Raw genomic sequence first — 20318 nt, forward strand, 5'->3', positions numbered from 1 at the left:
GCCTGCCCGGCGCGGTGGCGTCCGGGCAGGCCATGGTTCCGCGGACCGGCTTGCTCAGTTCTTCGTGCCGCCATGCACCCGGTCCAGCGACAGCCCCAGCACCAGCGGGCCGTTCGCCGGGGCGTTGGCACGGCGTACGCCGGACAGCTCGGTGTCGCTCAGGGCCCGCCGGTGGACGCGTACCTCGTCCAGCGCGCCGGTGAACTGGGCGCGGCTGTCAGGTTTCTGGCCCAGGTGCACGCCGAAGACCGAGCCCCGGCTGACCGACCCCGGGACATCGGGGACGACGGTGGTCTCCCCGCCGTCCACGGTGAGCAGCAGCCGGCCGCCGGTGCGGCGCAGCGCCAGATGGTGCCAGCTGCCGTCGTTGTACGCGTCGTGGGTCACGGCCTGGGCGGAGGCGGCCGGGGTGGGGCCGTTGACGGCGGTGAGACGGGCGGTGATCCGGCCGTGGCCGGGGTCGCCCTCCACCGCCACCTGCGGGGACCTGCTGCCCACCCCGCCCATCCACAGCAGTGGCTGTTCGCCCGTGGTGGCGGCATAGCGGAACCACAGGCTGCATGTGAAGTCGTGGGTGCCCAGGGGGAGGGAGCCCCGGTAGGGGAGGCGTACCGCATCGTCCGTGCCGTCGAAGGACAGTGCCCGGCCGAAGCGCCCTTCGGTGGTCCGGGCGCCGCCCAGGACGAGGGCCGGCCGGGCGCCCGGTGCGGCGTCGCGGGTCGTGGGGTCCGGGCCGCGGCGCGGGCCGAGCCACTCCTCGGTGAAGCGGGCGAAGCGGATCTCGTCCCGGGCGTCGACCGCACCGCCCTCGTACATCAGGCCGGTGACGTCGCCGGAGATCGCGACCAGGTCCGAGTAACCGGACCAGTCGGTGGTGACCCGGGCGCCGCGGTCGACGCCCTCCCAGGTACGGCCCTCGTCCCAGGAGGAGCGGATGGTCATGGTCCGGCGCCGGTCGGGGTCGGCGGGCGCTGCGAACAGGGTGCGGCTGCGGCCGCCGTGCGGATGCGTCAGGCGCAGCGCCGAGCCCTGCACCATCGGGGCGTAGAGGTCGGGAAGGGCGCGGAACGGCGCGGCGAAGGATTCGCCCCCGTCCCGGCTGACCGCCGCGGTGCGATGGCCCAGGTCGGTGCCGTCCTGTTCCCGTCCGTTGACGTAGACGGAGCCGTCGGAGCGTTCCAGGAGCGCCATCTCCGAGGGCTTTTGACGGAACGTGCCGCTCCACTCCGTTCCGCCTCCGCTCTTCGACGGCCCTTCGGAAGCGGAGCCGGCGGTGACGGGCCAGGTGTCCAGCGCGCCGACCCGCCAGGTGGCGCCGCCGTCGTCGCTGTGGACCAGGGCGGCGTGGTTGGCGGTGACCCGGTGGGCCGCGTAGCTCTCGGAGTTGATGCCGAACACCAGGCGCCCGGCGTGCCGTCCGCGGGTGAGCTGGATGCCGTGTACGGGGCCGGTGGCGTACCAGGAGTTCCACTGCGGGGGACGGATGCTTGCGGTCAGGTCCCGGGGTGCGGACCAGGTGGCGCCGTCGTCGTCGCTGTACTGGAGGTGCGGGGTGCGGTCGCAGGGGACATCGCAGCTGAGGCCGTCGGTGCGGCCCTTGTTGTAGGTCTCGGCGAGCACGATCCGGCCGGTGCGGCGGTCCACGATGGGCGCCGGGTTGCCGTGGGTGTCGCCGTTGCCGCGGTTGATGACCTGGAGCGGGCCCCAGGTCCGGCCGCCGTCGGTGGAACGCTTGAGGACGAGGTCGATGTCGCCCGCGTCACCGCAGTCGTGCCGCCGGCCCTCGGCGAACGCGAGGAGGGTGTTCTGCGCGGACTTCACCACGGCCGGTATACGGAAGCAGAAGTAGCCGTGTTCCTGGGACGCCTTGAAGAGGATCTGCTCGTCGAATCCGCCGGCCGGGGGCGGGGCCTGAGCCGGGGACGGGGCCGCGGCAGGGGTACGGGTACCCGGCGCTCCGTCAGGCGCGGCATGTGCGGGGGCGGTCGGCAGGAGGGCGAGGGCTGTGGCGGTCAGCGCGGCGAGCAGGGCGGCGGCGCGCGGCCGCCGGGGTCTGCTGCGGTGGCTGGGGTGTGCGCGGAGAACTGACGTCATGGTCCGGCCTGCCCTTCGAGGCATCGGCGTCGGGTCATCAGGACATCCCACGTCCTATGTGCATCGCGACGGAAGCTACTGCCGTGTGCCGACCGCGACAAGGAGCGTGCGCCGGTTCTCCGTTCCGAGGCCGTAATTCACTCGCCCGGCCCGCAGGCACTGCGCCGGGTGCGCCCGGTGCGGCACGAGGGCCGGGGGCGACCGTTGTGCCGGGTGCTCCGCATGTGCCGACTGCGACCGCCGTGCCTCACGGCCGCAGGACCACCTTGCCGAGGTTGGTCCTGGCCTCGATGATCTCGTGCGCCTTCGCGGCCTCGTCCAGGGGCAGTTCGGCATGGACCGCGGCCCGCAGCCGGCCGGATCCGGCCAGTTCCCACAGCTGTGCCCGGTGCTGTTCGTACAGCTCCCGGTGGACGGTGGAGAAGCGGCGCATCGTCAGCCCCGTGATGGTCTTGGCGCCCGCCAGCAGCTCGTACGCCGGGACCGTCCCGCCACCGGAGTTGAAGAAGATCAGCCGGCCACCGGGAGCCAGCGCGGCCAGCGCGCGCGGCAGCAGCGCACCGCCGACGCCGTCCAGGACGATGTCGGCCGGCTCGCCCCAGGACTCCTGGTCGTAGACCACCACCTCGTCGGCCCCCAGCCCGTACAGGAAGTCCGCCTTGGCGGCCGAGCCGACGGCGGCCACCACCCGTGGCACCCCCTGGAGCTTGGCGAGTTGGACGGCGAGGTGGCCGGTGCCGCTTGCCGCGCCGGTGATCAGTACGGACTCGGCGCCCTGCGGTGCCGCGGTGCTGAGCGCGGCGAGTGCCACCTGCCCGCTGCGCACCAGCGCCACCGCCTCCACCGCGCTAGCACCGTCCGGTATCCGGCTCGCCAGGAAGGCGGGCGCGAGGGCGAGTTCGGTGTAGGAGCCGGTGAGCGTGAGCGAGGTGATGCGGTCGCCGAGGGCGAAGCCGGTGACGTCCGGGCCGAGCCCGACGACCGTACCGGCGATCTCGCCGCCGGGCATCGCGGGCAGCGGATCGCCGCCGCCCTTGCCGTCGCCGCGCACCCGTCGGACGCACGGCAGCGTGACGCCGATCGCCTCCGTACGCACCAGCAGTTCACCGGGGCCGGGCACCGGCGCCTCGGCCTCCTCGATGCGCAGGACCTCGGGGCCGCCATAGGTATGGAATCGAACGCGGCGCATGGGCCGACACCTCCGGGATCGTCGGTCGGTGCGCGGTGCGCGGTGCGCGGTGCGCGGTGCGCGGTGCGCGGTGCACCGGCCGGCGACCGGCTGTGCGGTCGTCGGTGGCGCCCACCGACCAGGTTTCATTGGGTGCCCCAACGATAACCAGAAACCATTGGATTCACCAATGGTTTTTCGTTGGGCTCTCCAATGGGTTTCTCGGTACGGTGGTCCCATGGCCGACACCCCCTACGCCCCCAGCCGTATCCGCGCGCTCCCCAGCTGGCTGCTGGGCCGCGCCGCCGCGCGCGGGCACCGGCTCGTCGCCGACGCGCTCGCCGGCGAAGGCATGCGGATGATGCATCACGCCGTGCTGTCGGCGGTCGACGAACTCGGCCCGGTCTCCCAGGCGGAACTCGGCCGGACGCTGGGCATCGACCCCAAGGACATGGTCGCGATCGTCAACGATCTGCAGCAGGACGGGCTGGTGACCCGCACCCCCGACCCCAAGGACCGGCGCAAGAACGCCATCGAGATCTCCGCCGACGGCCGGCGGCGGCTGCGCCGCACCCAGGAGCTCGGCGACGCGGCCAACGCGGAGCTGACCGCGGCCCTGACCCCGGCCGAACGCGAGCAGTTGATCGCGCTGCTGACCCGGATCGCGTTGCCGGGGGAGTGAGCCACGGGCCGCCCGACGCAGGGCCGCCCCGCCGAGCGGCCCGCCGGTCCGTGCGGTGGGCGCGCGGCCTCAGTCCGTCTCCGCGGCGGCCCCCGCGGGCAGGGCGATGCGGTGCTCGCCCGCGTAGACGTTCATGGAGGAGCCGCGCAGAAAGCCGACCAGGGTCAGCCCCGTCTCGGCGGCCAGGTCGACGGCGAGCGAGGACGGCGCGGAGACCGCGGCCAGCAGGGGAATGCCCGCCATCACGGCCTTCTGCACCAGCTCGAACGACGCCCGGCCGGAGACCATCAGCACACTCGACGACAGCGGCAGCCGCCCCTGCTGGAGCGCCCGCCCGACGATCTTGTCGACGGCGTTGTGCCGCCCCACGTCCTCTCTGATGTCGAGCAGATCACCGTCCGGCGTGAACAGCGCCGCCGCATGCAGGCCCCCGGTCCGCTCGAACACGCGCTGGGCGGCCCGCAGCCGGTCGGGCAGGGCGGCGAGGGTCGCCGGTTCGATGCGGACCGGGCCGGCAGCGGAGGTTTCCAGGGGGAAGCGGGTGGTGGTGCGCACCGCGTCCAGGCTGGCCTTGCCGCACAGTCCGCACGACGACGTCGTGTAGACGTTGCGCTCCAGGGTGATGTCCGGGACCGGGACCCCGTCCGCGAGCCGGACGTCGACCACGTTGTAGGTGTTCTCCCCGTCGGCCGTCGCCCCCGCGCAGTAGACGATGTTCGCCAGCTCGTCGGCGCTCGCCAGGACGCCCTCGCTGACGAGGAAGCCGGCGGCGAGCGCGAAGTCGTCACCCGGCGTGCGCATCGTGATCGCCAGCGGCTTGCCGCCGAGCCGTATCTCCAGCGGCTCCTCGGCGACGAGAGTGTCCGGGCGGGTGCTCACGGCACCGTCGCGGATGCGGATGACGCGGCGTCGCTCGGTGACCCGTCCCATGTCTGATCAGTCCCGTCCTGACCGGGCCGGCTCGGTCCCGGTGCTGTCTGTGCGGAGAGCCCTGGCGGCCCTTGGTGCAGCGGTTGCCGCCGTGGTCACCGGGCGGTTGTGCGCGGGGTGACCTCGACGGTCTCATTCTCCTGCACGGGGGGAGAGGAGGCGGCGGTCGGCGTCCCACCGCGCGCGACATGCTCCGTCGGCCGTCGGTGCGTCGCGTCCGGAGGCGTCAGCTCTTCAGTTCACGGCCGCCGAACGCGCCCGAACCGTCGGCCGCGGCCCAGGCCGCCGCCACTCCGGCCTGGTCCAGCGTGTGCCAGTCGGGTGTGTCCTGGACGAGGAACCGGCCCAGCCGGCGCCCCAGCTCGACCATCGTCCGGCCGGTCTCACCGCGCTCGGCGCCGTAGGCCGCCAGTGCGTCCGGCCGCTCCTGTACGGCATGCAGCGCGGCCTCCAGGGCGGCGGCGTCCTGGAGCGCCTTCACCGCGCCGGCGCCGGTGTGCGGGCGGGCGACGGTCGCCGCATCGCCCGCGAGCAGCAGTCGGCCGGCGGTGTAGCGCGGCGCGGTGAAGTCGTACATCGGCTGGATGAACACCTCGTGACGGGGCGTCAGCCGCATCAGCCCGCCCCAGTAGGGCGGCAGCAACTCGGCCGTGACGTGGGCGAGATGGGCGTACAGGGAGTCGGTGAGGGTGCCGGGCGGCAGGCTGGTGGGGGTGTCGAGGCCCAGGTCGGGGCCGGCGGGCGGGGCGGTGTACAGGACCCAGTTCGCGCGCCGGCCCCCGCGGCCGTCCGGGATGCGGTAGATGATGACGTGGCCGCCGGGGAAGACGCCGTAGATGCAGTCCTCCTCCGCCCAGGGGTCGGCCGGCAGGCCGGGGAGGCCGAGCTCCGTCAGCCGGTCGGCAGGGACGGCGCCGCGCCAGGCGAGGTAGCCGGCGTAGCCGGGCCGCACGCCCGGAAACGCGGTGTCGCGGACCACCGAGCGATAGCCGTCCGCGCCGATGACCAGGTCGAAGCGCTCCGTACGGGGACCGGCGCCGACGTGCTGCTGCTCGCCGCTGCCCTCGCCGCTCGCGCCGCCCTCGACGCCGTCGACGCCGTCGAGATGCAGTGCGGCGCCGTCCTCCGCCTCGCTGACCGCGGCGACCCGTACCCCCGGCCGGAATGCGGTGTCCTCCGGCAGCCGCCGCCGTAACTCCTGCCAGAGCGGTCCCCAGCAGTACGAGCGGAACGGGAAGGGCAGGACGCCGACCTGGCGGCCGAGCGGAGCGGAACCGTCGCGGACGTACCAGCGGCGGGTGGTCAGCTGCACCCATGGCATGGCGGCGTCCATGTATCCGGCGGCCGCGAGTTCGGCGTACCGGGCGTTGTGTACTGCGAGGCCGACGCCGCGGTCCGCGAGGCGGCCGGTGGTGCGTTCATAGATGGTGACGCGGCCCGCGCCGGCCCGGTGTGCGGCCAGTGCCGTGGCGCACCCGGCGATACTGCCGCCCACGACGGCGACCTCGGCCCCTGCGATCTGGATGCGGTCCTTGCTCATACGTCGGCTACCCCCTGCGCTGTCCGGCGCCGATGGTCGGTCGGCTGCCTGGTTCGGTCGGCGCATTCTCGCAGGAGCCGCCCTTCTGCGGCCCGCTCCGCGAGGCGGGTCGCCCGGGGTCTGTACGGCAGCTCAGGGACACGGGTAGGGGCAGGCGCAGGCGGCAGGGGCGGGCGGGCTCACGGAGGTCTGGGAGACGGGTCCTGAGGGCCGCCGGCAGGAGGGCGACCGGCTCCGGCTGTGGGTGCGCGACGGCCCCGGCTCGCCCCCGGGCCGTCTCGGGTCCGGCCCCGCCCCTGGGCCGCCTCGGGTCCGGACCCGTCCGCGCGACGCTTTGTCCTCACGCAGGAGAAAGTCGGCATGGATTCTGTCCGTAGTTCTTCCCCGTGCGGACAAGCGCTGCTACGTTCCCCTCGAAAGCCCGGTGGTGACGCCGTACGGCGACACCGCAACACCGGTCGGTCGATGCCGAGTACGGCTGGAGGGGCGGCGTGAGGCGCATGACGGCCAGGCCCGCGAACGCGCATCAGGCGCGGCTCCTGCGCCTGTTGCGCGATGACGGGCCCAACTCCCGTGCTCAGCTGGGCGACCGGGTCGAACTCTCCCGCTCCAAGCTCGCGGTGGAGGTCGACCGGCTGCTGGAGACCGGACTCGTGGTCGCCGACGGACTGGCCGCCTCGCGCGGCGGCCGCCGCTCCCACAACATCCGGCTCGCCCCCGCGCTGCGTTTCCTCGGCGTGGACATCGGTGCCACCTCCGTCGATGTGGCGGTCACCAACGCCGAGCTGGAGGTGCTGGGCCATCTGACCCAGCCCATGGACGTACGCGAGGGGCCGGTCGCGGTCTTCGAGCAAGTCCTGGCGCTGGCGGCGAAGTTGAAGGCGAGTGGGGTGGCGGAGGGGTTCGACGGTGCCGGTATCGGCGTCCCCGGGCCGGTCCGTTTTCCCGAGGGCGTGCCGGTCGCGCCGCCGATCATGCCCGGCTGGGACGGCTTTCCCGTGCGCGAGGCGCTCAGCCAGGAACTGGGCTGCCCGGTCATGGTCGACAACGATGTGAATCTGATGGCCATGGGGGAGCAGCACGCGGGCGTCGCCCGCACCTCGCAGGACTTCCTCTTCGTCAAGATCGGTACCGGCATCGGCTGCGGCATCGTCGTCGGCGGCGAGGTCTACCGCGGTACGACGGGCAGCGCCGGCGACATCGGCCATATCCAGGTCGAGCCGGACGGCCGGGCGTGCGCCTGCGGCAACCACGGTTGTCTGGAGGCGTACTTCGGCGGCGCGGCGCTGGCCCGGGACGCGACGGACGCGGCCCAGGACGGCACCTCACCCGAACTCGCCGCCCGGATGGCGGCGGGCGGCCCGCTGACCGCCGCCGATGTGGCCGTCGCCGCCGCCTCCGGTGACGCCGCCGCACTGGATCTGATCCGGGCCGGCGGTACCCGTACCGGCCAGGTCATCGCCGGCCTGGTCAGCTTCTTCAACCCGGGGCTGGTGGTGATCGGCGGCGGGGTGACCGGACTCGGCCACACCCTGCTCGCCGCGATCCGCACCCAGGTCTACCGCCAGTCGCTTCCGCTGGCGACCGGCAATCTCCCCATTGTGCTGGGGGAGTTGGGGCAGGCGGCCGGGGTGACCGGCGCGGCCCGCCTGATCAGCGACCATCTGTTCTCGCCTGCCTGATCCGCTCATTCGATCCGCCCGCTCGATCCGCCCGCTCGATCGGCCTGCTTGATCCGCCCGTCCGATCCGCCCGTCCGATCCGCCCGTCCGATCCGCCCGTCTGATCCGTCCGTCCGATCCGCCGAGTGAACTGCGCGCTTGATCTGCCCGCTCGAACCGTACGCCTGCTCCACTGCACGCACGCACGAGCCGCACCACCGGGCTGTCGCACGAGCCGCACCACCGGGCTTTCGCGCCGGCCGCACCACCGCGCTTCGCACCAGCCGTACCAACCGGGCTTCGCACCAGCCGTACCGCCCCGGCACCGCCGTGGCCCGGCGCTGTCGCACCGCCGCCCGCAGAGGCGTGAACTCCCCGTCCCCCCTTGCCCGTTCAACCTGCCCGCGTGCCCAGCCTGTTTGCCCTGCCCGTTTGCCCTGCCCGCTCACCGGCGTCGCGCCGAGGAGGCCACGTCATGGCACCACAGCACCGTCCCCAGCCGCCCACCGGACCCGAGGTGGCGCCCGCGCCCCTGCTCACCATGCGGGGCATCACCAAATCCTTCCCCGGTGTCCGTGCGCTGGACGGCGTCGATCTCGACGTCACCGCCGGTGAAGTGCACTGTCTGCTCGGGCAGAACGGTGCCGGGAAGTCCACTCTGATCAAGGTGCTGGCCGGCGTCCACCAGCCCGATGCCGGCGAGATCCGCTGGCAGGGCGCCCCCGTGACACTCCCCTCGCCGATCGCCGCGATGCGCCTGGGCGTCGCCACCATCTACCAGGAACTCGACCTGGTGGAACATCTCTCCGTCGCCGAGAACGTCTTCCTCGGTCATGAGGTCGCCACCGGTGGCTTCGTCCGCTCCGGCGAGACCGCGGCCCGTACCGCCGAGCTGCTCGCCCGGCTGGGGCACCCGGAGATCGCCCCCGGCGCGCTCGTCGGGAGCCTGTCCGCCGCCGGAGCGCAGGTCGTGTCGATGGTCCGGGCCCTCTCCCATGACGTCCGGCTGATCGTGATGGACGAACCGTCCGCCGCCCTCGACCCGGACGAGGTCGACAACCTCTTCCGCATCGTCGCCGGCCTCACCGCCGAGGGCGTCGCCGTCATCCACATCTCGCACCGTCTGGAGGAGATCCGCCGCATCGGCGACCGGGTCACCGTCCTCAAGGACGGCCGCGCCGCCGCCCGCGGCCTGGACGCACGGGCGACCCCCACCCGCGACATCGTCGCCCTGATGACCGGCCGCACCGTCGAGCACCCGTTTCCCCCGCGCCCTCCGGTAGCCGCCGCGTCCGCCACCGCCCCTGTACTGGCCGTCGAAGGCCTCGCCAGGGACGGTGAGTTCGCCCCGCTCGACTTCGCCCTGTACCCCGGCGAGATCCTCGGCCTGGCCGGGCTCGTCGGATCCGGGCGCTCGGAAATCCTGGAAACCGTCTTCGGCGCCCGCAGGCCCACCGCCGGGCGGGTCTTCGTCGACGGGCGGCCGCTGCGGCCCGGCAGCGTACCCGCCGCCGTACGCGCCGGCCTCGGCCTCGCCCCGGAGGAGCGCAAGTCCCAGGCGCTGCTGCTCCTGGAGTCCGTCAGCCGCAATGTCTCCGTCTCCTCCCTGGCGCGCTTCGCCCGCGCGGGCTGGCTGGACCGTACGGCGGAGCGGACCGCGACCCGGGCCGCCACCCGGGGCCTCAGCCTGCGCCCCGACGACCCGGACCGGCCGGTGCGCACCCTCTCCGGCGGCAATCAGCAAAAGGCCGTACTGGCCCGCTGGCTGCTGCGCGGCTGCCGGGTGCTGTTCCTGGACGAGCCGACCCGGGGAGTGGATGTGGGCGCCCGCGCAGAGCTGTACGCGGTGATCCGCCAACTGGCAGACGACGGGCTGGCCGTCCTGCTGGTCTCCAGCGAACTTCCCGAGGTCCTCGGTCTCGCCGACCGTGTCCTCGTCCTCCGCGAGGGCCGGGTTGTGCACGAGGCGGAGTCCGGTTCGCTGGACGAACGCCGGGTGCTCGACCTGGTGATGACGGACGGGCCGCCCGCCACCGGCCGGCGGGATTCCGGCCCGCCCGCGGCCTTCCGCAAGCGCTAGCCGGGCGCTCGCGGACGAGCCCGGCCAGAGACGGCCCGCCCGGCGTCCGAGGGCCTCACCACGTATCCGCCCCCACTGCCGTCGCCCCGCCGACACCCGCAAGGAGCAGTCCCGTGAACACCTCAGAAGGGCAAGCCCCCGCCCCGGCCGGGGCCCCGGCACCGGCGGTGGGGCCGCCCCGCGCGCATGCCGCCACCCGACGGCGGGGTACTCGCCCCGACCTCCGCAACCTCTCCCTCCTCATCGTCCTCGCCGCCCTCGTCCTCGTCGGCGCCCTCACCACACCCGAGCAGTTCCTCAGCCTCCAGAACCTCCAACTCGTGCTCACCCAGGCGTCCGTCATCGGGGTCGTCACCGTCGGCGTCACGTTCGTCATCATCGGCGGCGGTATCGACCTCTCCGTAGGCGCGATGGTCGCCCTGGCCACCGTCTGGGCGACGACGGTGGCCACCCAGCAGTACGGCCTCGGCGGCATCCTGCTCTCCGCCCTGCTCGTGGGTCTGGGCTGCGGTCTGGTCAACGGCCTGCTGGTCTCCTTCGGCGGCATGGTGCCGTTCATCGCCACCCTCGCCATGCTCGCCTCGGCCCGCGGCCTGGCCCTCCAGATCAGCGCGGGCCGCACCCAGATCGTCGACGTCCAGCCGGTCCTGGAGCTCGGCCAGCGCGATGCCTATGTCCTGGGCGTTCCGCCGATCGTGCTGGTCTTCGCGGCCGTCACCGTCATCGGCTGGCTGGTGCTGCACCGCACCACCTTCGGCCGCCGCACCGTCGCCGTCGGCGGCAACCCGGAGGCCGCCCGGCTGGCCGGTATCGATGTGCGCCGTCAGCGCCTGCTGCTGTATCTGCTGTCCGGCCTGTGCTGCGGTATCGCCGCGTTCCTGCTCATCGTCCTCACCGGCTCCGGCCAGAACACCAACGGCAATCTCTACGAACTCGACGCCATCGCCGCCGCCATCATCGGCGGCACCCTCCTCAGTGGCGGCCGCGGCACCATCACCGGCTCCGTCCTCGGCGTCCTCGTCTTCACCACCATCACCAACCTGTTCGCGCTGAACAACCTGGAGACCGCAGTCCAGCAGATCGCCAAGGGCGCGATCATCGTCGCCGCCGTACTGATCCAGAGGAAGGGCCGTACGTCATGACGGAGCATGCGCACCACACCCCCACCACCCGCCGAGGCATCCTGTTCGGCGCCGCCGCCGTCTCCGCCGGCGCCCTCCTCACCGCCTGCACCAGCAACGAGAGCAACGACCGGGCGGCGACGAGCGACGACCAGCAGACGGGCGGCCTCGACGACAAGCCCGGCAAGCACGTGACCATCGGCTTCGCCGGACCGCAGGCCGACCACGGCTGGCTCAACGCCATCAATGTGAACGCCAAGTCCCGGGCCCGGCGCTACAAGGACGTCACCCTCGAAGTCACCGAGGGCTCCAACGACACCGCCCAGCAGATCGGCCAGATCGAAACCCTGATCAACAAGAAGGTCGACGTGCTGGTGATCCTGCCGGCCGACGGCAAGGCCCTCACCCAGGTCGGCCTCAAGGCCATGCGGGCCGGCATCCCCGTCGTCAACCTCGACCGGGTCTTCGCCTCCCCACAGGCCTACCGCTGCTGGATCGGCGGTGACAACTACGGCATGGGACTGAACGCCGGGCACTACATCGGCGAACAGCTCAAGGACAAGAAGCACGCCACCGTCGTCGAGCTGGCCGGCATCGACAACCTGGAGCTGACCCGGCAGCGCACCAAGGGCTTCGACGACGCGTTGAAGAACTACCCCCATATCGAGAAGGTCGGCAGACAGGCCGCCGAATTCACCGTGGAATCCGGCCAGTCGAAGATGGCGGGACTGCTCCAGGCGCACCCCTCCTTCGACGCGCTGTGGAACCACGACGACGACCAGGGCGTGGGCGCCGAACGTGCCATCAAGCAGGCCGGCCGGGACGGCTTCCTCATGGTCGGCGGTGCGGGATCCCGCAAGGCCATGGACACCATCAAGGCCGGCAACTCCGTACTGAAGGCCACCGTCCTCTACCCGCCGACGATGTCCGCCTCCGCCATCGACCTCGCCCGTGCGCTCGCCCAGGGCAAGGGCATCGGCGGAATGGCGGAGCTGGAGATCCCGGCCTCGCTCACCCTCTACTCCGCCGTCGTCACCAAGGACAACGTCGACGACCACCTCCCCACCGGCTTCCACTGATCCGCCGTACGGCACCGGGCCGACCGGCCGGATCGTGTGCCCCGCCGGGTCCACGGGCCGGTCCGCGCCCCGCCGGAGAGGCCTCCCCACCGTCGACAGACGAGGTGATTCATGGACGACCACGCGCAGGACCACAGCCACCCCGACGGTGCCCCCGCCCTGGGCATCGGCATGGTCGGTTACGCCTTCATGGGCGCCGCCCACTCCCAGGGCTGGCGCACCGCGGGACGCGTCTTCGACCTGCCGCTGCGCCCGGCGATGAACGCGGTGTGCGGGCGCGACGCCACCGCCGTAGGGGCCGCCGCCCGCAAACTCGGCTGGGCCGCCGCCGAGACCGACTGGCGGCAGCTGATCGCCCGCGACGATGTCCAGCTGGTCGACATCTGCACCCCGGGCGACAGCCACGCCGAGATCGCCGTCGCCGCGCTGGAAGCCGGTAAGCACGTGCTGTGCGAGAAGCCGCTCGCCAACTCCGTCGCCGAGGCGCAGGCGATGGTCCGGGCCGCCGAGGCCGCCCGGACCCGTGGCCAGATCGCCATGGTCGGCTTCAACTACCGCCGTACGCCCGCGCTGGCGCTCGCCCGGCGGATGGTGGCGGCGGGCAGGATCGGGACGCTGCGCCATGTCCGCGCGACCTACCTCCAGGACTGGCTGGTCGATCCGACGGCGCCGATGGGCTGGCGGCTGCGCCGCGAACACGCCGGTTCCGGGGCCCTGGGCGACCTGGGCGCGCATATCGTCGATCTCGCCCAACACCTCGCGGGGGAGCGGCTGACCGGAGTCTCCGCCGTCACCACGACCTTTGTCGCCGAGCGGCCGCTGTCGGACGGCGGCCGCGGCCGGGTCACCGTGGACGACGCCGCACTGTTCACCGGCCGGTTCGCCTCCGGCGCCCTGGCCTCCTTCGAGACCAGCCGGGCCGCGGCCGGCCGCAAGAACGCCCTGCGGATCGAACTCAACGGTGAGCGCGGCTCGCTGGCCTTCGACCTGGAGCGCCTCAACGAGCTGTCGTTCCACGACCAGACCGAACCGGCCGACGCCGCCGGCTTCCGCCGCATCCTCGTCACCGAGCCCGACCACCCGTACCTGAAGGCCTGGTGGCCGCCCGGCCACGGACTCGGCTACGAGCACACCTTCGTGCACCAGGCCCGCGACCTGGTGCAGGCGATCGCCACCGGAGCGCCGCCGGAGCCCTCCTTCCCCGACGGTCTCCAGGTGCAGCGCGTCCTGGCGGCCGTCGAGGAGAGCGCGGCCAAGAACTCCGTCCACACACCCGTCCCGGCCTAGGGAGGCCCGGTCATGCCCCGCTCCTTCACCCTCTTCACCGGCCAGTGGGCCGACCTGCCCCTGGAAGAGGTCTGCCGGCTCGCCCGCGACTTCGGCTACGACGGCCTCGAACTCGCCTGCTGGGGCGACCACTTCGAAGTCGACAGAGCGCTCGCCGACCCCGGGTACCTCGACTCCCGCCACGCCCTGCTCGACAAGTACGGACTCAGCTGCTGGGCGATCTCCAACCACCTCGTCGGACAGGCCGTCTGCGACGCGATCATCGACGAGCGTCACCAGGCGATCCTGCCGGCCCGAATCTGGGGCGACGGCGAGCCCGAGGGCATTCGGCAGCGGGCCGCGGCCGAGATCAAGGACACCGCCCGCGCGGCGGCCGCGTTCGGCGTCGACACCGTCATCGGCTTCACCGGCTCGTCGATCTGGCATCTGGTCGCGATGTTCCCGCCCGCCCCCGAGTCGATGATCGAGCGCGGCTACGAGGACTTCGCCGCACGCTGGAACCCGATCCTCGACGTCTTCGACGCGCAGGGCGTGCGGTTCGCCCACGAGGTGCACCCGTCCGAGATCGCCTACGACTACTGGACCACCCACCGCACCCTCGAAGCCATCGGCCACCGCCCGGCCTTCGGGCTCAACTTCGACCCCAGCCACTTCGTCTGGCAGGACCTCGATCCGCTCGGCTTCCTCTACGACTTCCGCGACCGCATCTACCACGTCGACTGCAAGGAGGCCCGTAAGCGCCTCGACGGCCGCAACGGCCGGCTCGGCTCCCATCTGCCCTGGGGCGATCCGCGCCGCGGCTGGGACTTCGTCTCCGCCGGGCACGGCGACGTCCCCTGGGAGGACGTCTTCCGGATGCTGCGCTCCATCGCGTACGAGGGGCCCGTCTCGGTCGAGTGGGAGGACGCGGGGATGGACCGTCTCCAGGGAGCCCCGGAGGCCCTGGCCCGGCTGCGCACCTACGACTTCGAACCACCGACGGCGACGTTCGACGCGGCATTCAGCAACAAGGCCGGGTGAATCCAGCCCGCCCGGCACCCCACCCTCAGCCTGTCCGGCGTCCCCCAGCTCGTCCGGCACCCCAACCTCCAGCCCGTCCGGGGGCACCCCAACCTCCAGCCTGTCCGGCACCCCCTCAAGTGCTCCGGCACCCGTCAAGCCCCTCCGGCACCCCATCCAGCCCGTCCGGCGATCGAGGACGAGCAAGGGCCGGAGGCCGAGCGACAAGGACCCCACCACCCACCCGCACGGAAGGCACCGCAATGCCTCGAAGAAGACCCCCCATACGGTCGGCACTGGCACTCCTCGCGAGCACCGCACTCGCCGCCGCCTCACTGGCCCTCGGCACGACCCCCGCCGTCTCCGCCGCCCCGCCGCCCGCCAACGGGTCACCGGCCGCCGAGGACCGGGCCTCGGCCGAGGACTTCCAGCAGGTCACCCTCGCCAAGGGCGCCGAAGAGGTCGGCGAGCCGATGTCGCTGGCCGTCCTCCCGGACCGCAAGGTCCTGCACACCTCCCGCGACGGCATCCTGCGCCTCACGGACGAGAACGGCACCACGAAGCAGGCGGGCAGGCTCGCGGTCCACAACCACGACGAAGAGGGCCTCCAGGGCGTCGGCGTGGACCCGGACTTCGCGCAGAACCGCGCCGTCTACCTCTATTACGCACCCCCGCTGGACACCCCCGCGGGCGACGCCCCGAACGACGGCACCGCCGCCGACTTCACGCCCTTCGACGGCGTGAACCGCCTCTCCCGCTTCACCCTCAACACCGACGGCACCCTGGACAACGCCTCCGAGAAGAAGATCCTCGACGTCCCCGCGTCCCGCGGCATCTGCTGCCACGTGGGCGGCGACATCGACTTCGACAAGGAGGGCAACCTCTACCTGTCGACCGGTGACGACTCCAACCCGTTCGCGTCCGACGGCTTCACCCCCATCGACGAGCGCGACACCCGCAACCCCGCCTACGACGCCCAGCGTTCGGCGGGCAACACCAATGACCTGCGCGGCAAGATCCTGCGCATCAAGGTCGCCGACGACGGCTCGTACACCGTCCCGTCCGGCAACCTCTTCGCTCCCGGTACGGACCGGACCCGTCCCGAGATCTACGCGATGGGCTTCCGCAACCCGTTCCGGATGAGCGTCGACAAGCCGACCGGCATCGTCTACGTCGGCGACTACGGCCCCGACGCGGGTGCGGCCGACCCCAAGCGCGGTCCGGCCGGCCAGGTCGAGTTCGCCCGCGTCACCAAGCCCGGCAACTTCGGCTGGCCGTACTGCACGGGCGACAACGACGCCTATGTGGACTACGACTTCGCGACGAAGGCGTCCGGTGCGGCCTTCGACTGCGGCGCGCCGAAGAACAACTCGCCGCACAACACCGGCCTCGTCGACCTGCCGCCCGCGCAGGCCGCGTGGATCCCGTACGACGGCGGCTCCGTGCCCGAGTTCGGCACCGGCTCCGAGTCCCCGATGGGCGGCCCCGTCTACCGCTATGACGCCGCGTCCACGTCCCCGGTGAAGTTCCCCGAGGCGTACGACGGGGACTTCTTCGCCGGCGAGTTCGGCCGCCGCTGGATCAAGCGGATCGAGCAGGACGGCGACGGCAAGGTGACGTCCATCAACCCCTTCCCGTGGACCGGCACCCAGATCATGGACATGGCCTTCGGCCCGGACGGCGCCCTGTACGTCCTGGACTACGGCACCGCCTGGTTCGGCGGCGACGAGAACTCCGGCCTCTACCGCATCGAGAACGCCACCGAAGGCCACTCGCCCGTGGTCGACGCCAAGGCCGACAAGACCTCCGGCCAGGCGCCGATGCAGGTGAAGTTCTCCTCCACCGCGAGCGACGCCGACGGCGGCACCCTCACCTACGCGTGGAACTTCGGCGACGGCACCACCGGCACGGGTGCCGCCCCCGGCCACACGTACCGGAAGAACGGCACCTACACGGCGACCGTGACCGCCAAGGACCCGGCCGGCCGCACCGGCAGCGCCGACGTACACCTCGTCGTCGGCAACACCGCGCCCAAGGTCACCCTGCAACTCCCCGGTGACGGGCAGTTGTTCACCTTCGGCGACGAGGTGCCCTTCAAGGTGAAGGTGACCGACCCGGAGGACGGGACCATCGACTGCACCAAGGTCAAGGTCACCCACATCCTCGGCCACGACAGCCACGGCCACCCGGTGACGTCCGCCACCGGCTGCTCGGGCGTCATCAAGACGAGCGCCGACAGCGAGCACGACCCGAACGCCAACGTCTTCGGAGTCTTCGACGCCGAGTACACCGACAAGGGCGCAGGCGGCCAGCCCGCGCTCACCACACACGACCAGCACGTCGCCCAGCCCAAGCACCGCCAGGCCGAGCACTTCGGCGGCTCCGAGGGCGTCTCGGTCGTGGGCCACACGCCCGCCCACGGCGGCAAGACGGTCGGCGACATCAACAACGGCGACTGGATCTCCTTCACGCCGTACCTGATCTCCGACGCCACGTCCCTCACCGCCCGCGTCGCCTCGGCGGGCAGCGGCGGCACCCTGGAGATCCGCAGCGGCTCGCCCACCGGCCGGCTGCTCGGCAGCGCGAAGGTCGAGCCGACCGGGTCCTGGGAGACCTACCGGGACGTGACCACGGCCCTCACCCGCCCGCCCGCCACGAGCACCACCCTCTACCTCGTCTTCAAGGGCAGCGGCAGCGCCGCCCTCTACGACGTGGACGACTTCACCTTCACCACCGGCTGAGCCACCCGGCTGACACCCTCGCCGACCGGGGCGTACGGGCCGCGCAGCACAGCGGCCCGTACGCCCCGCCGGAGGAAGGACACCCCATGCACCCCTCCGCACGCCGCCTGGGCATCACCGCCGCCACGGCCGCCGCCCTGCTCGCCACCATGGCCCTGCCCGGCGCCGCCGCACCCGCCCGGCACCACGACACCGGCCGCGTCCTGGTCTTCTCCAAGACCGCGGGCTTCCGGCACGACTCCATCCCCGACGGCATCGCCGCCCTGCGGGAACTGGGCAACGCCGGCTCTCTCCCGGTCGACGCCACCGAGTCCGCGGACGCGTTCACGCCCGGCAACCTCGCCCGCTACGACGCCGTCGTCTTCCTGTCGACCACCGGCGACGTCCTCGACGACACCCAGCAGAAGGCGTTCGAGGACTATGTCGCCGACGGGGGCGGATACCTCGGTATCCACGCCGCCGCCGACACCGAGTACGACTGGCCCTTCTACGGCGGGCTCGTCGGCGCCTACTTCCAGTCGCATCCGGCCGTCCAGCCCGCCACGGTCCGGGTCGAGGACCGCCGCAACCCGGCGACCGCGCACCTTCCGGACGCCTGGGAGCGCACCGACGAGTGGTACAACTACCGCACCAACCCCCGTGCGCAGGCCCATGTCCTCGCCTCCCTCGACGAGACGACCTACACGGGCGGCACCATGAAGGGCGACCATCCGATCGCCTGGTGCCAGAGCTACGGCGGCGGGCGCGCCTTCTACACCGGGGGCGGCCACACCAAGGAGTCCTACGCGGACCCGGCGTTCCGTGCCCATCTGCTCGGCGGCCTGAAGTACGCCGCGGGGAAGGCCATCGCCGACTGCCGGCCGCGCACCGGCCACCGGCCGATCTTCAACGGCCGGACCCTGGACGGATGGAAGCAGGCCGGGCCCGGAGGGTTCACCGTCGAGAACGGCACGCTGGTCTCCGAGGGCGGCATGGGCCTGCTCTGGTACCAGGCCAAGGAGCTGGGGTCGTACTCCCTCAAGCTCGACTGGAAGATGCAGGGCGACGACAACTCCGGGGTCTTCGTGGGCTTCCCGGCCTCCGACGACCCCTGGTCGGCCGTCGACAAGGGCTACGAGATCCAGATCGACGCCACGGACGCGCCGGACCGCACCACGGGCGCCGTCTACTCCTTCCAGTCCGCCGACCTCGAGGCCCGCGACCGGGCCCTGCGGCCGCCCGGTCAGTGGAACTCGTACGAGATCAAGGTCCAGGGCGAGCGCCTGCGGGTGTATCTCAACGGAGTCGAGATCAACGACTTCACCAACAAGGACCCCGACCGCAGCCTGACCGACGGCTACCTCGGTCTCCAGAACCACGGCGCCGATGACCACGTGGCGTTCCGCAACATCCGGCTCAAGGAGCCGGCCGCCCCGGCGGGCGGCGCGGCCGAGCGGAACAGGGGGACGAAATGACGGCCGCCGGCCCGACCACGGACACGGCCGACGGAAGCGGCCGCACCGAACCCACCCGCCGCACCGAGCCCACTCGCCGCACCGAGCCCACTCGCCTCATCGAGCCCACCCGCCTTACCGGGCCCACCCGCCATACCGGCGTCTGGCTCATCGGCGCCCGCGGCTCCGTCGCCACCACCGTGATCGCCGGCTGCGCCGCCCTCACCGCCGGTCTGCACCGTCCCACCGGCATGGTCACCGAATCCGCCCCCTTCACCGACCCCCCTGTCCCCGCCCTCCCCGCCCTCTCCGCCCTGGTCTTCGGCGGCCACGACACCCTCTCCTGCCCGCTGACCAAACGGGCCGAGGAACTCGCCGCCGGCGGCGTCCTGCCGTACGGCCTGCCGCAGGCCGTACACGCCGAACTCACCGCCGCCGACGCCGCGATCCGGCCCGGCGGCCCTCAGGCGGGCGACACCCGCACCGACGCCGAACTCATCAGCGCCTTCGCCGCCGACCTCCGGGCCTTCCGCCGCGACCACCACCTCGACCGGACCGTCGTCATCAACGTCGCCAGCACGGAACCGGCCCCCGCCGACCCGCACGGCGACCGGCTCCCGGCCAGCTCCCTCTACGCCTACGCCGCCCTGCGCGCGGGCTGCCCGTACCTCAATTTCACGCCCTCCACCGGCCTGCACCACCCCCTCCTCCAGGAGATGGCCACGGTCAGCGGACTGCCGTACGCGGGCCGCGACGGCAAGACGGGGCAGACCCTGCTGCGCTCCGTCCTCGCCCCGATGTTCGCCCAGCGGGCACTCGCCGTACGGGCCTGGTCCGGCATCAACCTCCTCGGCGGCGGCGACGGCGCGGCCCTCGCCGATCCGGGTGCCGCGGCCGCCAAGAACGCCGGCAAGGCCCGGGTCCTGGCCGACACCCTCGGCGAACTGCCCGCGGGCGACCTGCACATCGACAACGTGCCGGCGCTCGGCGACTGGAAGACCGCCTGGGACCACATCGCCTTCGACGGTTTCCTCGGCAGCCGTATGACCCTTCAGACCACCTGGCAGGGCTGCGACTCCGCACTCGCCGCCCCCCTCGTCCTCGATCTGGCCCGCCTCCTGGCCGCCGCCCACACCGTCGGGCTGTCCGGTCCGCAACCCGCCCTCGGCTTCTACTTCAAGGACCCGGACGGCGGCCCGGCCGCGCTCGCCGAGCAATACGCCGCGCTCGTCGAGTACGCCGAACTGCTGCGGAACGGGACGCCGTCATGAGCCCGGTGAACGGGCCGGGCCGATCACCGGAGGGAAAGGGAGGGATGGCCGGGCGGAAGCCTGGGTATGTTCCTGAGCTGGGACCGGGGCAGCGCCTCGGCCCCAGGGCCGGCCGAGCGCCGCGCCCCATGAAGAACGGCCCGGTGGCGGGTTCTGTGGGGGATCCTGCCACCGGGCGTGTTCGTACGGGGGACGCCGGTCCCACGGGTGTCGGCGGGCGTACGGGCGCCGA

General features: G+C 72.6%; 14 protein-coding genes. 10 read left to right on the forward strand and 4 right to left on the reverse strand.

Annotated features, from left to right (window positions below; genetic code table 11):
• Positions 1-54: 54 nt before the first annotated feature.
• A complete protein-coding gene (locus K7C20_RS30445) occupies positions 55-2094 on the reverse strand; it encodes a sialidase family protein (RefSeq protein ID WP_053209570.1) in 2040 nt (679 codons plus the stop codon).
• A 247-nt stretch (positions 2095-2341) separates the two neighbouring features.
• Positions 2342-3283, reverse strand: a complete 942-nt coding sequence (locus K7C20_RS30450) for a quinone oxidoreductase family protein (RefSeq protein WP_053209569.1) — start codon at positions 3281-3283, stop codon at positions 2342-2344.
• A gap of 217 nt (positions 3284-3500) precedes the next feature.
• On the opposite strand from K7C20_RS30450, the gene K7C20_RS30455 reads away from it, so the two are divergent.
• Positions 3501-3944 carry a MarR family winged helix-turn-helix transcriptional regulator gene (locus tag K7C20_RS30455; RefSeq protein WP_030087282.1) on the forward strand — a complete coding sequence of 148 codons (444 nt, stop codon included), beginning with the start codon at positions 3501-3503 and terminating at the stop codon, positions 3942-3944.
• A gap of 69 nt (positions 3945-4013) precedes the next feature.
• Here the strand turns inward: K7C20_RS30455 and fdhD are convergent, their stop codons facing one another.
• Positions 4014-4874 (reverse strand): formate dehydrogenase accessory sulfurtransferase FdhD, encoded by an 861-nt coding sequence (fdhD, locus tag K7C20_RS30460; protein ID WP_053209568.1) that lies wholly within the window; start codon positions 4872-4874, stop codon positions 4014-4016.
• 226 nt (positions 4875-5100) lie between these two features.
• Positions 5101-6414 (reverse strand): FAD-dependent monooxygenase, encoded by a 1314-nt coding sequence (locus K7C20_RS30465; protein ID WP_209443966.1) that lies wholly within the window; start codon positions 6412-6414, stop codon positions 5101-5103.
• A 500-nt stretch (positions 6415-6914) separates the two neighbouring features.
• Here K7C20_RS30465 and K7C20_RS30470 point away from each other — a divergent pair, with 500 nt between their 5' ends.
• The 9 genes from K7C20_RS30470 (at position 6915) to K7C20_RS30510 (ending at position 20086) form a co-directional block, all read left to right on the forward strand.
• Positions 6915-8096: an ROK family transcriptional regulator gene (locus K7C20_RS30470; protein WP_053209567.1), complete on the forward strand. Its 1182-nt coding sequence runs from the start codon at positions 6915-6917 to the stop codon at positions 8094-8096.
• Positions 8097-8592: 496 nt separating this feature from the next.
• Positions 8593-10155, forward strand: coding sequence for a sugar ABC transporter ATP-binding protein (locus tag K7C20_RS30475; protein ID WP_053209583.1), 1563 nt, complete (start codon positions 8593-8595; stop codon positions 10153-10155).
• Positions 10156-10322: 167 nt separating this feature from the next.
• The gene (locus tag K7C20_RS30480; RefSeq protein ID WP_053209582.1) at positions 10323-11297 is read left to right on the forward strand and encodes an ABC transporter permease; all 975 of its coding nucleotides are present in this window, start codon (positions 10323-10325) and stop codon (positions 11295-11297) included.
• Positions 11294-12355 (forward strand): substrate-binding domain-containing protein, encoded by a 1062-nt coding sequence (locus K7C20_RS30485; protein WP_030087296.1) that lies wholly within the window; start codon positions 11294-11296, stop codon positions 12353-12355. The genes K7C20_RS30480 and K7C20_RS30485 overlap by 4 nt, the downstream gene beginning before the upstream one ends.
• Before the next feature lie 171 nt (positions 12356-12526).
• Positions 12527-13642, forward strand: coding sequence for a Gfo/Idh/MocA family protein (locus tag K7C20_RS30490; protein WP_078953325.1), 1116 nt, complete (start codon positions 12527-12529; stop codon positions 13640-13642).
• Positions 13643-13654: 12 nt separating this feature from the next.
• Positions 13655-14662: a sugar phosphate isomerase/epimerase family protein gene (locus tag K7C20_RS30495; RefSeq protein ID WP_030087301.1), complete on the forward strand. Its 1008-nt coding sequence runs from the start codon at positions 13655-13657 to the stop codon at positions 14660-14662.
• Positions 14663-14904: 242 nt separating this feature from the next.
• Positions 14905-17382, forward strand: coding sequence for a PQQ-dependent sugar dehydrogenase (locus K7C20_RS30500; RefSeq protein ID WP_030087303.1), 2478 nt, complete (start codon positions 14905-14907; stop codon positions 17380-17382).
• A gap of 86 nt (positions 17383-17468) precedes the next feature.
• The gene (locus tag K7C20_RS30505; RefSeq protein WP_053209565.1) at positions 17469-18836 is read left to right on the forward strand and encodes a ThuA domain-containing protein; all 1368 of its coding nucleotides are present in this window, start codon (positions 17469-17471) and stop codon (positions 18834-18836) included.
• Entirely contained in the window at positions 18833-20086 is a 1254-nt protein-coding gene (locus K7C20_RS30510; RefSeq protein WP_222892687.1) for an inositol-3-phosphate synthase, read from the forward strand. Before K7C20_RS30505 ends, K7C20_RS30510 begins: the two co-directional genes overlap by 4 nt.
• Positions 20087-20318 lie beyond the last annotated feature (232 nt).

Source organism: Streptomyces decoyicus, assembly GCF_019880305.1.
Lineage (GTDB): Bacteria > Actinomycetota > Actinomycetes > Streptomycetales > Streptomycetaceae > Streptomyces > Streptomyces decoyicus.

What these genes read in the sequence shown, in the direction of transcription:
- K7C20_RS30445 (WP_053209570.1), bottom strand. Translation starts at nt 2,094, where the DNA reads ATGACGTCAGTTCTCCGCGCACACCCCAGCCACCGCAGCAGACCCCGG.
- K7C20_RS30450 (WP_053209569.1), bottom strand. Translation starts at nt 3,283, where the DNA reads ATGCGCCGCGTTCGATTCCATACCTATGGCGGCCCCGAGGTCCTGCGC.
- K7C20_RS30455 (WP_030087282.1), top strand. Translation starts at nt 3,501, where the DNA reads ATGGCCGACACCCCCTACGCCCCCAGCCGTATCCGCGCGCTCCCCAGC.
- fdhD (WP_053209568.1), bottom strand. Translation starts at nt 4,874, where the DNA reads ATGGGACGGGTCACCGAGCGACGCCGCGTCATCCGCATCCGCGACGGT.
- K7C20_RS30465 (WP_209443966.1), bottom strand. Translation starts at nt 6,414, where the DNA reads ATGAGCAAGGACCGCATCCAGATCGCAGGGGCCGAGGTCGCCGTCGTG.
- K7C20_RS30470 (WP_053209567.1), top strand. Translation starts at nt 6,915, where the DNA reads ATGACGGCCAGGCCCGCGAACGCGCATCAGGCGCGGCTCCTGCGCCTG.
- K7C20_RS30485 (WP_030087296.1), top strand. Translation starts at nt 11,294, where the DNA reads ATGACGGAGCATGCGCACCACACCCCCACCACCCGCCGAGGCATCCTG.
- K7C20_RS30490 (WP_078953325.1), top strand. Translation starts at nt 12,527, where the DNA reads ATGGTCGGTTACGCCTTCATGGGCGCCGCCCACTCCCAGGGCTGGCGC.
- K7C20_RS30495 (WP_030087301.1), top strand. Translation starts at nt 13,655, where the DNA reads ATGCCCCGCTCCTTCACCCTCTTCACCGGCCAGTGGGCCGACCTGCCC.
- K7C20_RS30500 (WP_030087303.1), top strand. Translation starts at nt 14,905, where the DNA reads ATGCCTCGAAGAAGACCCCCCATACGGTCGGCACTGGCACTCCTCGCG.
- K7C20_RS30505 (WP_053209565.1), top strand. Translation starts at nt 17,469, where the DNA reads ATGCACCCCTCCGCACGCCGCCTGGGCATCACCGCCGCCACGGCCGCC.
- K7C20_RS30510 (WP_222892687.1), top strand. Translation starts at nt 18,833, where the DNA reads ATGACGGCCGCCGGCCCGACCACGGACACGGCCGACGGAAGCGGCCGC.